Source organism: Streptomyces sp. NPDC047841, from assembly GCF_040704085.1.
GTDB lineage: Bacteria > Actinomycetota > Actinomycetes > Streptomycetales > Streptomycetaceae > Streptomyces > Streptomyces argyrophylli.
The window spans coordinates 94,123-107,360 of the sequence record NZ_JBEYRP010000019.1 but is presented as its reverse complement, the minus strand read 5'-3'; the positions used below and the strand labels follow the sequence as shown (position 1 = coordinate 107,360).

The following is a 13,238-nucleotide window of genomic DNA, read 5'->3' as shown; positions in this document are numbered from 1 at the left end:
CGACCGGGTGGTGCGCGTGCCCGACGGGCCCGGTGACGGGACGCGGTCCGGGACGCTGCGGTTCGAGGTGCTCGGCCCGCTGCGGGTGCTGAGCGCGGGCAGCGAGCTGGATCTCGGCTATCCGCAGGCACGGGCCCTGCTCGGCGTGCTCATGGTGTGGCCGGGGCGGCCCGTGCGGACCAGCACGATCGTCGACGTGCTCTGGCCCGGCCGGCCGCCCGTCAGCGCGCCGAACGCGGTACGGCGCCACGTCGGCACGCTGCGCAGGCTGCTGGAGCCCGGATTGCCGCCGCGGGCGCCCGGGCGGCGCCTGCTGGGCCGCACGGGCGGCTACCTGCTGGAGGCGGCGGCCGACGAGGCCGACCTGCTGCGCTTCCGCGCCTTCGGCCGGCGGGGCATGCGGGCCGCCGCCACCGGGCGCCCCGAGCAGGCGGTACGGCACTTCGCCGCGGCCCTGCGGCTGTGGCGCGGCCCGGTGGCGGCCGACCTGCCGGGACCGGTGCGCGCGCATCCGCACTTCGCGGCCGTGGACCGCGAGGTCCTCCGCACGGCGCGGATGGCGGCGGACGCCGCGCTGCTGTGCGGGCGCGCGGACCAGGTGCTGCCGGGCCTGCGCCGGGCCGCCGCCCTGAACCCGCTCGACGAGCCGCTGCTGGCCCGCCTGATCCTGTCGCTGGCGGCGTGCGGCCATCAGGCGGACGCGCTGGCCGCCTACGAGGGCGCGCGCCGCGACCTCGCCGCACAGCTGGGGGTCGCGCCCGGCGCCGAACTGGCCGCGGCCCACGCCCGGGTCCTGCGCCAGCAGATACGCCCCGCCCGTCACCGGCTCCCCGCCGGCCCACCGTCCCCCGTCCGGCCCTTCGTCGCCCCGGCACAACTCCCCCCGGACCTGCCTGTCTTCACGGGACGCGAGCGGGAACTGGCCGCGCTGGACACGCTGTTGGACGGGAAACCGGTGAGCGCACGGCCGGGCCCCTGGGGCGACAGGGGGTCCGCACGGGCAGCGCCGGATGCCCTGTGCGACGCCGACGCGGTGCCCGGTGCGCGGGGCATCCTGGCCGCGCCGGCCCCGCTGACCGGTGCCCACCCCGCGCCGGCCGTGCTGATCAGTGGTCCGGCCGGTGTCGGCAAGAGCGCGCTGGCGGTCCACTGGGCGCACCGGGTCGCCGACCGTTTCCCGGACGGCCGGCTCCACCTGGAGCTGGGTGGATCGGCGCTCGGTCAGGCCGCGTTGGAGCCGGCCGAGGCACTGTGCCGGCTGCTGGCGGCCCTCGGGGTGCCCGCGCGGAGCACGCACGCGGGCGTGACCGCCCTCGCCGCGGAGTACCGCGGTGCGCTGGCGGGGCGCCGGCTGCTGGTCCTGCTGGACGACGCCGCCTGTCTCGGACAGATCCGTCCGCTGCTGCCGGAGGTGCCGGGCTGCCTGACGGTGGTCACGAGCCGGGGCGGGTCGACCGGACCGAGCGCGGCGGCCGGAACGGCCGGGGCCGCTCGGGAGACCGGGTCGGCCGCGTGTGCCGGCCCCGCGGCGACCGGACCCGGCGGGCAGGCGGAAGCCACCGGGGCGACCGGAGCCACCGGACCGGCCACACCCGCCGTGGGCGCCCCCGCCGGGCCAGCCGGGCCCCTCGGGCTGACCGAGCCCCGGGAGCGGGCCGTCACGGGCCTTCGTACGCTGTGCCTGGGGCTGCCCTCCGCGGAAGACGCCCGTGAGCTGCTCGCCCGGCGGATCGGCGCAGCGCGGCTGGCCGCTGAGCCGGAGGCCGTGACGGAGATCCTCCGCCGGTGCGGCCGGCTGCCCTCCGCCCTGGCCGTGGTCGCCGCGCGTGCGGCGACCCGCAGGGAGTTCCCGCTGGCCGCCCTGGCCGCCGACCTCGCCGAAGACGCGGGGCCGTGAGAGGAGCGGAACCGGAGACACCCCAGCCCGACCGCACCCTGGCCGAGTCCGCAGCCTGCGGGACCAGGGCGAGGCGTACGCCGACAAGTGCGCGGCGCGCTCGAGCCGGCCGCGGCCTACGGACGGTCCGTACCGTCGCCTCCCCCGGTGCCCGGAGAGGTCGACGGAAGCCCCGGACCGGCCTCCGGCCGACCGCCCGAGGACGCTGGCGGGGCGGCCCCCTCAGGTGCCGTCAACGGAACACCCGCCCCCGGCCCGGCCTGCCCCGCCCACGGCCCGTCACCGGCCGCACCGGGCCCCGGCTGCCCCGCCCACGGCGCAGCACCCACCACACCCGGACCCCATCCCGGCTGCCCGGCCCACGGCCCGACGCCGCCCGCGCCCGTGCCCGGCCCCGGCTGCCCCGCCCACGGCGCAGCACCCACCACGCCCGGACCCCATCCCGGCTGCCCCGCCCACTGCCGCGGCAGCGGAACGCCGTTGCCGTACGGGGGCCACGGCAGGGGAGCCGGTGGCTGTGGGGCCGGAGCCGTGCGGTCCAGTCGGCGGCGGCGCAGCCACCACGCCACGGCCGCCGTGTACAGCGCGATGCTCAGCACGTCGAACACGACGAGCTGCCAACCGGCGTCCGCCGCGGTGTCGTCGCTGTTGAGTCCGTCGACGACGGCGGCCGAGACGCCGAAGGCCAGCAGGTTGTTGACGGTGTGCAGCGCGATGGACGCCTCCAGTCCGCCGGTGCGCCAGGTGAGCCAGCCCGCGGCCACGCCGAACACCACGAGGTCGGCGAAGCCCCAGGGCGTGCCCCAGCCATGGGCGGCGGCGAACAGGACCGCCTGGGGCAGCAGCGCGGCCCACGGCGAGCGCAGGAACGCCCCGGCGGTCTGCGTCAGCCAGCCGCGGAACACGTACTCCTCGGCGGCGGCCTGCACCGGCACCAGCAGCACCAGCATGACCAGGGCCCGTCCGAAGGCCGGCCAGCCCACCCACTGGCCCTCCGGCTCCCCGTCCGCCGGGAACAGGGACGCGCAGACCATCGCGAGGCCCAGGATGGGCACGGCGGTCAGCGCGCACAGCAGCATCCAGCGCCATCTCAGCCGGCCCGTCACGGAGGACACCGTGCCGGCCGGGCGCCGTCCGATCCAGCGCACGACCAGCAGCAGGACGGGTATGCCGACCGCGATGCAGAGCAGGTCCACGGCGGTGCCGCTGACGGGGCCGAACTCCGGCCAGCCGTCGTCGTCCTGGGGGTAGCCCAGGTTCGAGCCCAGGGCCGCGAGGACGACCATGAGGACGACCGTGGTGATCATGTACGCCACGGCCGCGACCAGGGTCCCGAGGAGGGGGCGCCACCACCGGTGGCGCGGTGAGAGGCGGGCCAGTCGGTGGTACGGGAGCTGCCCGGTGAACCGCGCCGGGGCAGGGGGCAGCAGCAGTGGCTGTGGCTGTGTCATGCCGTCAGCCTGCCGAAAGACACCCGGACGCGCCATCCGCTTACGGCAGGCCCGGCTGGTGTGCCCGGCCGGTCCTGCCGCACGCCGAGGTCGATGTCCGTTCGCCGCCGGTGCTCCCGGGGGCCGTCGGCTGGGATGGACGCATGACTTCGAGAACGGATCTGCGGGGCAGGACGGCGCTGGTGACCGGCGGCAGCCGGGGCATCGGCGCGGCGACGGCACGGCGACTGGCGCGGGAGGGCGCGGACGTGGCCCTGACCTATGTGCGGGGCGAGGAGGCGGCCGGGGAGGTCGTGCGGGACATCGAGGCGCTGGGGCGGCGGGCGGTGGCCCTGCGCGCGGACTCCGGGGACGCGGCGGAGGCGGCGGACGCGGTACGGCGCGCGGCGGAGGAACTGGGCGGGCTGGACGTGCTGGTGGGTAACGCGGCCGTCGGACTGATGGGACCGTTGGAGAGCCTGTCCCCCGCCGACGTCGACCGGCTCCTCGCGGTGAACGTGCGCGGGGTGTTCCTGGCCGCCCGGTCCGCCGCCGCGGTCATGGGCGACGGCGGGCGGATCATCACGGTCGGCAGTTGTGTCACCACGCGGGTGCCGGGGCCGGGGGCCACGCTGTACGCGATGAGCAAGGCGGCCGTGGTGGGGCTGACGAAGGCTCTGGCGCGGGAGCTGGCGGGGCGCGGGATCACGGCGAACGTCGTGCACCCGGGGCCGACGGACACGGACATGAACCCCGCGGACGGCCCGTACGCCTCCGGTCAGGCCGCCGCGACCGCCCTCGGCCGGTTCGGTACGGCGGAGGAGGTCGCGTCCATGGTGGCGTTCCTGGCGGGGCCGGGGGCGGCGTACGTGACGGGCGCGGAGTTCTCGGTGGACGGCGGGTACGCGGCCTGACGGAGCGGGGAGGGCGGCCGCGTCAGGTCTCGTCCAGGCGGCGTACGTCCTCCTCGTCCCACTTCCTGGTGTCGCGGGGCTGGGTGTACGGCTCGGCCCGCGGCGGGTGTCCGCCGGCGATGGCCCGCTGCCGCACGGTCTCCGCGTCGAACTCCAGCCCCAGCAGGATGGCCAGGTTGGTGATCCACAGCCACACCAGGAAGACGATGACGCCGGCCATGGTGCCGTAGGTCTTGTTGTAGGAGGCGAAGTTGGCGACGTAGAACGCGAATCCGGCGGAGGCGGCCATCCAGATCAGCAGGGCGAGGACACTGCCGGGGGTGATCCACCTGAACCCCTTGACCTTGGCGTTCGGGGTCGCCCAGTACAGGATGGCGATCATCACCGTGACGAGCAGGACCAGCACGGGCCACTTGGCGATGGACCACGCGGTCAGCGCCGTGTCGCCGAGCCCGAGCGCGTCCCCGGCCCGGCGGGCCAGGCCGCCGGTGAAGACCACGATGAGCGCGCTGGCCACGGCGAGGACCACCAGGACGACGGTGACGCCGACGCGCACCGGCAGCAGCTTCCAGACCGGGCGGCCCTCGGGCATGTCGTAGACGGCGTTGGCGGCGCGGATGAACGCGGCCACGTAGCCGGAGGCCGACCACACGGCGAGCACGAGGCCGAGGATGGCCACGAGGGAGCCGGTTCCGGAGCCGTGCTGGAGCTGTTCCACCGCCCGGGTGATGATGTCGCGGGCGGGGCCGGGGGCGAGGTTCCGCAGGTTGGCCAGGACCTTGTCCGTGACCGACCGGCCGGCGACGGCCAGCAGGGAGACCAGTACCAGCAGGGCCGGGAACAGGGACAGCACGGCGTAGTACGTGAGCGCTGCGGCCCGGTCGCCGAGTTCGTCGTCGCGGAACTCGCGCAGGGAGCCCTTGAACACCGCGGGCCATGCGCGCCGGGGCAGCTTCACGGGGGTGTCCGGTGCCCGTCGCTCGACGTCCTCACCGGGTCCCGCCTCGTCCGGCGCGGGGATGCGCGGCGCCGGGGTCTCGTCTGCGGCCCGCTTGTGGTGCGGCCGTGGTACGTGCAGCTTCGCCATGTCCGTCGGGTAACCCCGCGGGGCGTGATCACGCGTCCGGTCCATCCGCCGGTCTCGTCGCGCGGGCCGCCTCGCCCGGCGCCCTCCGCCCCGGCGGCGGGACGGAGGGCGTGCGGCCGGGCCGCCGTGCCGGGGCTCAGTGCGCGTCGGCGAACCGCTTGAAGGCGGCCTTGGTGCCGGAGCCGGCGATGCCGTCGATGGGACCGCGGTAGCCGTAGCTGTCCTTCAGGAGCCGCTGGAGCGCCTTGACCGTGCCCTTGCCGACGACTCCGTCGATCGGGCCGGTGTAGCCCCAGTACTTCTTCAGGCAGCGCTGGAAGGCCTTCCAGCTGTTGGTGCCGAGCTTGCCGTCGACGGAGTTCCGGTAGTTCCAGTACGTCTTCAGCCAGCGCTGGACCTTCTTCGCCTGGGTGGCGCTCAGGCCGAGGTTGTTCACCGCCTGCGGGGTGACGGCCTCGGTGGCCGCCGCCGGGTGCGCCGCGGGCGCCGCGAAGCCGGTGCCCGCGGCGGCGAGGCTGCCCGCGGCCAGCGCCACCGTGGTCGCGGTGGCGAGGAGGGTCCTGGTGAGGATGTTCGTCCGCATGTGTTTCCCCCTGGTTGACGAGTGCCTCTCGGCACGGCACACAAGCTACGTGCCGGGGGTGCGCACGTCGCCAACCCGGGAGTTGACGCCCGGCTCCAACGGCCGCGGTAGGGCCGGACCGGTGTACAACCTGTGCGGTAGGCACACGGGGGGCGCGCGCCGGTCGCGGGCGCCCGTCAGCCCCGCCCTCCGCTGAGGTTCCCCCACCGGGGTCCGATCTGCCTCCACTCCTCGTCCCACTCGGCCAGCCGCCGCTGGATGAGCCGGCCGCGGACCAGCCGGCCCGCGCCCCAGACCAGCGCCCCGGCCGCCGGGGCGACGAGGACGCCGGTGAGCGCCGACTGCAGGTCGGCCGTCGTTCCGGCGAGGGGGGCGGGCACGATCCGGTCCGCCTGGTTCGTCCACACCGTCATCCGCGTGCCGGCGGGGGTACCCGGGACGACCTTCGCCCGGTCGGTGTGCGCCGAGCCGTCCGGGTCCGTCCAGCGCACGGCGCCCCAGACCCGTCCGTCGTCGTAGCCGCTGCCCGCGGCGGGGGTCCGCGCCGCGTCGCCGGTGAGCACCGCGGACACGGGGTGCACGTGGGCCAGCCGTGCCGCGAACGCGGACTCGGAGGCGTGGGCCGCCCACAGGCCCGCGCAGGCCCCGACGACCAGGGCCAGCACCCAGCCGGCGAGGACGATCCATGCCTCGACGACATCGCTGTGCCGCCGCAGCGGGTTGCGCCGCCACCGCCACAGGCGTACCCGGGTGACCGTCGTGGGAGGTGTCCGTGTCATCGTCACCGCCTCCTCCCGCCCACCGGCGGCCGGGACCGTGGTGGCCCCCGCGGTCTCCCGGACCCGGTCGCCCGGGCGAGGGTCATGACACCATCCTGCACCTGTCCCGGCCGGTCGTCCGCCGGGGGCCGGGCCTGTCTCGTCGAGCGGCCGGGGGAACCGGTCCGCGGGGCCCTGGGGAGCGGCGGGCGGCCGCGCCGCGAACGGGCCGTGGCGGACCGCTGCCGCCCGGCGGCCCGCGCCGCACCGGGCCCCCGGTACGAGGGCCGGGCCCGGCACTCCCGCGGCCTTCGGCCCGGGACCCCCAGAGCACGCACCTGGTGGCGCGCGGCCCACCCTCCGGGCGGACGACGGGAGTTCGACGACCGGACCTAGGAGGGCGTGAGCGGCAGGTCGTCGGTGTAGGCGTTCACGGGCTGGGCGACGGGGCGGACCTCCCGGACGTCGAGCGCCGCCTCCGCCGTCTTCGTGCCGAGGGTGCCGCGGGGGTGCCAGGTGCCGGTCACCTCCAGCCAGGTGTCGGCGGGCGGTGCCTCGCCGCCGTAGACGCGCACCTTGACCGTCTGCGAGTCCGCCGCGCAGCAGGAGAAGACGATCCGGGTCAGGTACCAGCCCGCGCCCGCGCCGGCGGGGGTGGCGAAGCCGGTCAGCCGGACGGTGCGGTGCTCGATGGCCCGGCCGCGGTCCTGCTGCACCCGCTTGGTGAAGTCGGTGAGGGTCAGCGGCAGCGGCGAGGTCGCGGGCAGTGGCCCGAACCCCTTCTGCACGGCGACGGGCTTGGTGTCGGCGCGCGCCGCGGTGTACGCGCCGAGCGCGGGCGGAGGCACGAGGAGCAGGCTGAGCGCGGGCAGGAACAGCAGCCAGGCGACGCGCGGCATGCCGGTGTGGTCGTGGCCGTGCCCGGTGCCGGCCGTGTGCTGCCGGTCCCGGGTGAGCGCTCCGGCCAGGCCGAGCAGCAGCAGGACGGCGCCGGAGGCGATCAGCACCGGGCGCAGTCCGGCCTTGACGTAGCGCAGGTAGGTGTCGGTGAGGAGGGCGGTGTGCAGCAGGCCGGTGCCGGTCAGGGCCAGGAGCAGGGCCTGGAGGGGGCGTTTCACAGCAGCGCGCCTCCGGTCAGGACGCTCGCGGTGACGGCCACGACGGTGGTCGCCGTGGAGAACCGCCAGGCGAAGGCGCGGCCGAAGGTGCCCGCCTGGAGGGCGATCAGCTTGAGGTCGACCATGGGCCCGACCACCAGGAACGCGAGCCGGGCGGTCGGCGGGAAGCCGGTGAGCGAGGCCGCGACGAACGCGTCGGCCTCCGAGCAGACGGCCAGCAGTACGGCGAGGAGGGCCAGGAAGAGCACCGAGAGCCAGGGCGTGCCGGAGAAGGCGTCGAGGACGGAGCCCGGCACGGTGACGTCGAAGGTGGCGGCGGCCATGGCGCCGAGGACGAGGAAGCCGCCGGCGTGCAGGAAGTCGTGCTGGAAGCCGAGCCGGAACTCGGTCCGGCGGCTGTGGCCGGGCCGGTGGCCGGTGTGCCGGTGGCGCAGGAGCGGACGCAGCCACTCCTCCTTGCCGAGCCACAGCCACAGCCAGCCCATGACGGCCGCCGTGGCGAGGGAGGCGAGCAGCCGGGCGACGACCATCGCGGGGTCGCCCGGGAAGGCGACGGCGGTGGCCGTGAGGACGACGGGGTTGATCGCGGGCGCGGAGAGCAGGAAGGCGAAGGCGGCGGCCGGGGTGACGCCCCGGCGGATCAGGCTGCTCGCGACGGGCACGGAGGCGCACTCGCAGCCCGGCAGGACCGCGCCGGCCACGCCGGCGACCGGGACGGCGAGGGCCGGCCGCTTCGGCATCACCCGGGTGAACAGGTCGGCCGGCACGAAGGCGTTGATGGCGCCGGACAGGGCGGTGCCGAGGAGCAGGAAGGGGAGCGCCTGGACGGTGATGGCCAGGCAGACGGTGCGCCAGGCCTGGACGGCGGGGTGGTTCAGCCACGGCGTGCCGGCCAGGAGGAGCAAGCCCGCGAGCGTGAGAGCGGCACCGCGGGGCCGGCGCCGGGGGACGGCGCCGGGCGGCCGGGGCCTGGAGCCGGCGCCCGGTGGCCACGGCCGGACGCGGCGCGCGGGCGGGCCGGGGTGGGGTACGGCCGCCACGCCCTCCGTCACACCAACCAGCTCATCCGATTTATCCATTTTCACTCCGGATGTCGGTGTCGGGCCGACGATAAGCGAGGAGCACGGCCGGGCCGCGCGCACACGCCGCCGCCCCGGCGAACCGGCCGGAACAATGCGCCCCATCGGTGGTTCTTGTCACAATCCGGGCCGAACGGGCCTCGAGGTGACGGGCGCCACGTCGCCGGACGTCGTAGTTGTCTACGTTCGTGACCCATGTCGTCCCGCCTCTCCCGCACAGCACGCGCCAAGGCCTGCGCCCTCGTGGCCTCGGCGACCGCCCTCCTCGCCACCGGGCTCCTGCACCCCACCCCGGCCGCCGCCGCCTCCGCCTCCGCGTCCGCACAGGCCACGGCTGCCGTGCTCGACCTGGACGGCGCCGGCCGCACGCCCGTGGTCCACGGCGAGGACCGGGCGTACGACACCGCCAGCATCGTCAAGGTCGACATCCTCGCGGCCCTGCTGCTCCAGGCGCAGGACGCGGGACGGCACCTCACCGCGAGCGAGCGGGAGCGCGCCGAGCCGATGATCCGGCGCAGCGACAACGCGGCGGCCAACGCCCTGTGGCGGCAGATCGGCCGGGCCCCCGGACTGGCGGCGGCCAACAAGCGCCTCGGCCTGACCTCGACGACGGGCGGGCCCGGCGCCAAGTGGGGCCTGACCCGGACGACCGTGCGCGACCAGATCCGGCTGCTGCGGGCCGTGTTCGACACGGGCGCAACGGTCCGCGCGGGCTCCGGCGGACTCGACGCGGACTCCCGCGCCTACCTCCGCACCCTGATGGGCCAGGTCGTGCCCGGGCAGACCTGGGGCGTCCCGGCGGCCGGCGCCGACGGCTCCCGCAAGGCCCTGAAGAACGGCTGGCTCCAGCGCGACACGACGGGCCTGTGGGACGTCAACAGCGTCGGCCAGATCACCGTGAAGGGTCACCGGTACCTCGTCGCGGTCCTGTCGGACGGCAGCGCCTCCATGGACGACGGCGTGTCCCTGGTGGAGCGGACGGCGCGCGCGGCCGTGGGGTGAGCGGTCCCCGCGCGGCCACCGCCCTCACCCCGGGATCGGCCGGGCGTCCGGGGAGCGAGGTGCCGCCGGGGCTTTTCGGCCGCCGTGGAAGGGGCACGCGGTCGGGGTACGGCTTTCCGACCGGAAGGGCGAGACCACGATGGCCGAGTACGAACGTTCCCGCACGATGCCCGCACAGCCCGAGCAGGTCTTCGACCAGGCGGCCAATACCGCCCAGCTCGACGCCTGGCTCCCGGGCGAGCTGCACGTGGACGTACAGGAACCGCCCGCCGTGACCGTCCACGAGGACCGCTCCGGCGAGGACACGCCCGCCCTGCTGCGCTCCGAACCGGACCAGATGCGCCTGGAGTGGGGCACCCGCGAGCAGGGCGGCTACGCCGGCTGGCTCCAGGTGGCCGGCATCGGCAGCGGGGCCAGCGAGGTGACCGTGCACCTGTCCTTCTTCGACGAGGGGCACGACCCGGGCGAGCGCGCGGTCGGCGACGCACTCGACGGCAGCCTGCGCCGGCTGGAGGAACAGGTGCGGATGCGGGTGGACAACGCGGCCGGCTGACATGGCGCACCCGGTGAGCTGGTACCCGCTGCGCCTCAGCACGCCCGTCAAGCAGCATGTCTTCGGCGGCCGGGCCCTCGCCGACCGGCTGGGCCGGACGGACCTGCCGCACGGCCCGGTCGCCGAGACCTGGGAGGTCAGCGACGTCGACGGGGAGGGCGCCACGGTGACCGACGGGCCGCTGGCCGGGCGGTCGCTGCGGGAGCTGATGGCGCGGGATCCCGGCGGGCTGCTGGGCGACCGCCCGCACGGTCCGCGCTTCCCCCTGCTCACCAAGTTCATCGACGGCACCGGCGCGCTGCCCGTGCACCTGCACGCCGACGACGCCACCGCCCGCCGCCTGGAGGGCGAGCCGAACGGCAAGACCGAGGCGTGGCACGTGCTGGACGCCGTACCCGGCGCGACCGCCCTGGTCGGCGTGCGGCCCGGGGTGGACCGGGAGCGGCTGCGCCGGGCGCTGCTCGCGCAGGACTTCGACGCGGTGATGCGCCGTCTGCCGGTGCGCGCCGGGCAGACCGTGTATGTACCGGGCGGGACCCTGCATAGTTTCGGGCCGGGCACCCTGGTGTACGAGATCGAGCAGACCTCCGACATCCAGCAGCACGCCATGCCCTGGCGGATGGAGGACGGCGCACCGCTCGCCGAGGAGGAGCGGGAGGCGAACATCGGGCGGCTGCTGGACGAGTGGCGTCCGGAGCCCCGGCCGCGGTTCCAGCCGGGGCTCAGCGTGCCGCTGGAGGACTCGGTGGAGCGCACGGTGCTGTGCGCGGGGCCGTACTTCGCGCTGGAACGCTGGACGGCCGGCGGCACCGCACCCCTCGTCCGCGCGTTCGCGACCGCGCAGGTCCTCAGCAACGCCGGCGCCCCGGTGACCGTCACCTGCGGCGGCTGGACCGGCCGGCTCGGCCGGGCCAGGACCCTGCTGCTGCCCGCCGCGCTCGGGCAGGTGCGGGTGAGCGGACCCGCCGACGTCCTGTTCGGCTACGTCCCCGACCTCGACGGTGACATCCGGGCCCCGCTGACGGCCGCCGGCCACGGACCGGCCGCGATCGCCGCCCTCGGCGAGGGACTGCGGGCACGGCCCGCCCCCGAGCGGCCCGCCGGTCAGTAGCCGGAGCCCAGCCGCCGGGTGGAGTACGCGCACTCCGTGTAGACGTAGCCCGACCGGAGCCTGGCGGTGTCCGAGGCCGGGGTCGCGGTGCTGTCGCCGTGCGGCTCGTGCACGAAGTACGTGGTGCCGACGGGCAGGCTGATGGTGCGCTGCGGGTAGTTCCTGCCGCTGTCGTTGCAGGGCTTGAAGGTGGAGAACGCCGTGTCGACGAGCGAGTACGCCGTGCAGCCGCCGCACCCTTTGAGGGTGAAGCTGCCGGTGACCGGGCCGGTGTAGAGGACGGTGATGTCGTCCGGGCTGTCGTTCTTGACCGTGACGGAGATGCTGCCGCCGGAGGCCAGGGTGGGCAGCTTCTTGCCGGCCGCCGGGAGGGTCTGGGCGACCTCGGCGGCTATCGCGATCTTCTGGGCGCGGGCGCGGTTCCTGTCGTGCTTGTGACCGGCGGCGAACCGCTCCATGGTCTTCTGCGCCGCGTCGAAGTCCCCGTCCCGGTACTGGTCGACACCGCAGGCGTACGCGCCGGCGTCGCCGCTGCGGCCGGCCCGGGCCGCGGCCTTCGCCAGCCGGCCGTCCGCGTCACCGGCCGACCTGGACAGGTCGGCGATCCGGGTGTCGAGGCCGCGCAGCGTCTCGACGGCCGCGCAGGGTGCGTTCCCGCCGACGGCCTTCTCCGTCCTCGCCACCGCCGCGTCCACGGCCGGCGCCACCTTCGCCGCCGCCCCGGACCGCGGGAAGGTGCCGAGCAGGTCGCCGAAGCGGCCCACCCAGTCCGTGTCGCCGCTCGCCAGGTGCCGCGCACCGCACTCGTACAGGGCGTTCGCGAGCCGGTCGTCGGGCCACCGCGCCAGCGGGCCGAGCTGTTCCCCGGGCATCGTGTCCGGCACGGTGCGGAGGTACTTCAGCGGCTCCACGGCGTCGCAGTACCGCTGGTGGCCGTAGGCCGCGCCGACCGTCGCGTAGTAGGTCCGCAGCCGGTCGGGGACCTCCCGCGCCGCGCGGGAACCGGGGTGGTGCAGCGCGATGTCGCGGTAGACCCCCAGGGCCGTCCCGTAGCCGGACCGGGCGGCGCTGAAGGACTGGCGGCCGCTCTCGGCCACCAGGTCGTCGGCGCGCTCCAGGCGGCCGAGGAGTGCCTGCTCCACGGCCTCGTCGTGGGCGTCCTCGTACCACAGGGCGCCGCCGGCCGGAACGGCGAGCAGCACCACGCCCAGCAGCAGCGCCAGCGGCGCCCCGCGGGGCCGGGCGAGCCGGGTGCGCAGTCCGGCGACCGCGCCGTGGACGGCCGCCACCAGCAGCACCACGGCGTAGCAGGCGAGCACGGCCGCGGGCAGCCCGCCGGCGTCGACGGGCAGCGCGAAGACCAGGAGCAGCCCGGTCGCGACCCAGCAGGCCGCCGCCGGCGCCCAGCGGCGCAGGAGCGCGTAACCGACGCCGAGCCCGCTCAGGTTGAGCAGGGCGACCGCGGCGGCCCGCCGGGCGTCCGGCGGCGCGGGCGGCGGAGTCGCCGGTACGGGTGGCGGACCAGGCGGCATGGGCGGCAGCGGCGGCCCGCCGAAACCCTGACCCGGACCGTACGGATCTCCGGACATGATGGCTCCCCCCGGTCAACTCCGCCCGCATGTCTGTGAGTTCGCAGTGTACGGGCACGAGCGCACACCGGACAGAGGCCGGTCCCGGGAGGCGGCCGTGGCAGGCCCGCGCCGGCC

Annotated in this window: 12 protein-coding genes; 5 read left to right on the top strand and 7 right to left on the bottom strand. The window is 76.1% G+C overall.

Features of this window, described 5'->3' with window-relative positions:
- Positions 1-16 precede the first annotated feature (16 nt).
- Positions 17-1,897 carry a BTAD domain-containing putative transcriptional regulator gene (locus AB0947_RS30070; RefSeq protein ID WP_366753497.1) on the top strand — a complete coding sequence of 627 codons (1,881 nt, stop codon included), beginning with the start codon at positions 17-19 and terminating at the stop codon, positions 1,895-1,897.
- 116 nt (positions 1,898-2,013) lie between these two features.
- Here AB0947_RS30070 and AB0947_RS30065 read toward each other — a convergent pair whose 3' ends face one another.
- Positions 2,014-3,348 carry a CPBP family glutamic-type intramembrane protease gene (locus AB0947_RS30065; RefSeq protein ID WP_366753496.1) on the bottom strand — a complete coding sequence of 445 codons (1,335 nt, stop codon included), beginning with the start codon at positions 3,346-3,348 and terminating at the stop codon, positions 2,014-2,016.
- A gap of 143 nt (positions 3,349-3,491) precedes the next feature.
- Between AB0947_RS30065 and AB0947_RS30060 the strand changes: the two genes are divergently transcribed.
- Positions 3,492-4,241 (top strand): 3-oxoacyl-ACP reductase family protein, encoded by a 750-nt coding sequence (locus AB0947_RS30060; protein ID WP_366753495.1) that lies wholly within the window; start codon positions 3,492-3,494, stop codon positions 4,239-4,241.
- Between the two features lie 22 nt (positions 4,242-4,263).
- Here AB0947_RS30060 and AB0947_RS30055 read toward each other — a convergent pair whose 3' ends face one another.
- From AB0947_RS30055 to AB0947_RS30035, 5 genes are all read right to left on the bottom strand, one after another.
- Entirely contained in the window at positions 4,264-5,328 is a 1,065-nt protein-coding gene (locus tag AB0947_RS30055; RefSeq protein ID WP_366753494.1) for a YihY/virulence factor BrkB family protein, read from the bottom strand.
- A 136-nt stretch (positions 5,329-5,464) separates the two neighbouring features.
- A complete protein-coding gene (locus AB0947_RS30050) occupies positions 5,465-5,911 on the bottom strand; it encodes a peptidoglycan-binding domain-containing protein (protein ID WP_366753493.1) in 447 nt (148 codons plus the stop codon).
- A gap of 176 nt (positions 5,912-6,087) precedes the next feature.
- Positions 6,088-6,690, bottom strand: coding sequence for a hypothetical protein (locus tag AB0947_RS30045; RefSeq protein WP_366753492.1), 603 nt, complete (start codon positions 6,688-6,690; stop codon positions 6,088-6,090).
- A 371-nt stretch (positions 6,691-7,061) separates the two neighbouring features.
- Entirely contained in the window at positions 7,062-7,787 is a 726-nt protein-coding gene (locus tag AB0947_RS30040) for a TIGR03943 family protein (protein ID WP_366753491.1), read from the bottom strand.
- On the bottom strand, positions 7,784-8,839 hold the full coding sequence (locus AB0947_RS30035; RefSeq protein ID WP_366753519.1) for a permease: 1,056 nt from the start codon (positions 8,837-8,839) through the stop codon (positions 7,784-7,786). The genes AB0947_RS30040 and AB0947_RS30035 overlap by 4 nt, the downstream gene beginning before the upstream one ends.
- A gap of 222 nt (positions 8,840-9,061) precedes the next feature.
- Between AB0947_RS30035 and AB0947_RS30030 the strand changes: the two genes are divergently transcribed.
- The 3 genes from AB0947_RS30030 to AB0947_RS30020 all read left to right on the top strand — a co-directional run bounded on the left by AB0947_RS30030 (position 9,062) and on the right by AB0947_RS30020 (position 11,532).
- Positions 9,062-9,868, top strand: coding sequence for a serine hydrolase (locus AB0947_RS30030; RefSeq protein ID WP_366753490.1), 807 nt, complete (start codon positions 9,062-9,064; stop codon positions 9,866-9,868).
- Positions 9,869-10,007: 139 nt separating this feature from the next.
- Positions 10,008-10,421, top strand: a complete 414-nt coding sequence (locus AB0947_RS30025) for an SRPBCC family protein (protein WP_366753489.1) — start codon at positions 10,008-10,010, stop codon at positions 10,419-10,421.
- Position 10,422: 1 nt separating this feature from the next.
- A complete protein-coding gene (locus AB0947_RS30020) occupies positions 10,423-11,532 on the top strand; it encodes a class I mannose-6-phosphate isomerase (RefSeq protein WP_366753488.1) in 1,110 nt (369 codons plus the stop codon).
- On the opposite strand, the gene AB0947_RS30015 is transcribed toward AB0947_RS30020, so the two are convergent.
- The gene (locus AB0947_RS30015) at positions 11,526-13,064 is read right to left on the bottom strand and encodes a hypothetical protein (RefSeq protein ID WP_366753518.1); all 1,539 of its coding nucleotides are present in this window, start codon (positions 13,062-13,064) and stop codon (positions 11,526-11,528) included. The two genes, AB0947_RS30020 and AB0947_RS30015, sit on opposite strands and share 7 nt — an antisense overlap.
- Positions 13,065-13,238: the final 174 nt, after the last annotated feature.

Bases quoted from the DNA above. Each gene is read 5' to 3' on its own strand.
- AB0947_RS30065 (WP_366753496.1), bottom strand. From the start codon at position 3,348: ATGACACAGCCACAGCCACTGCTGCTGCCCCCTGCCCCGGCGCGGTTC.
- AB0947_RS30060 (WP_366753495.1), top strand. From the start codon at position 3,492: ATGACTTCGAGAACGGATCTGCGGGGCAGGACGGCGCTGGTGACCGGC.
- AB0947_RS30055 (WP_366753494.1), bottom strand. From the start codon at position 5,328: ATGGCGAAGCTGCACGTACCACGGCCGCACCACAAGCGGGCCGCAGAC.
- AB0947_RS30050 (WP_366753493.1), bottom strand. From the start codon at position 5,911: ATGCGGACGAACATCCTCACCAGGACCCTCCTCGCCACCGCGACCACG.
- AB0947_RS30045 (WP_366753492.1), bottom strand. From the start codon at position 6,690: ATGACACGGACACCTCCCACGACGGTCACCCGGGTACGCCTGTGGCGG.
- AB0947_RS30030 (WP_366753490.1), top strand. From the start codon at position 9,062: ATGTCGTCCCGCCTCTCCCGCACAGCACGCGCCAAGGCCTGCGCCCTC.
- AB0947_RS30025 (WP_366753489.1), top strand. From the start codon at position 10,008: ATGGCCGAGTACGAACGTTCCCGCACGATGCCCGCACAGCCCGAGCAG.
- AB0947_RS30020 (WP_366753488.1), top strand. From the start codon at position 10,423: ATGGCGCACCCGGTGAGCTGGTACCCGCTGCGCCTCAGCACGCCCGTC.
- AB0947_RS30015 (WP_366753518.1), bottom strand. From the start codon at position 13,064: ATGCCGCCTGGTCCGCCACCCGTACCGGCGACTCCGCCGCCCGCGCCG.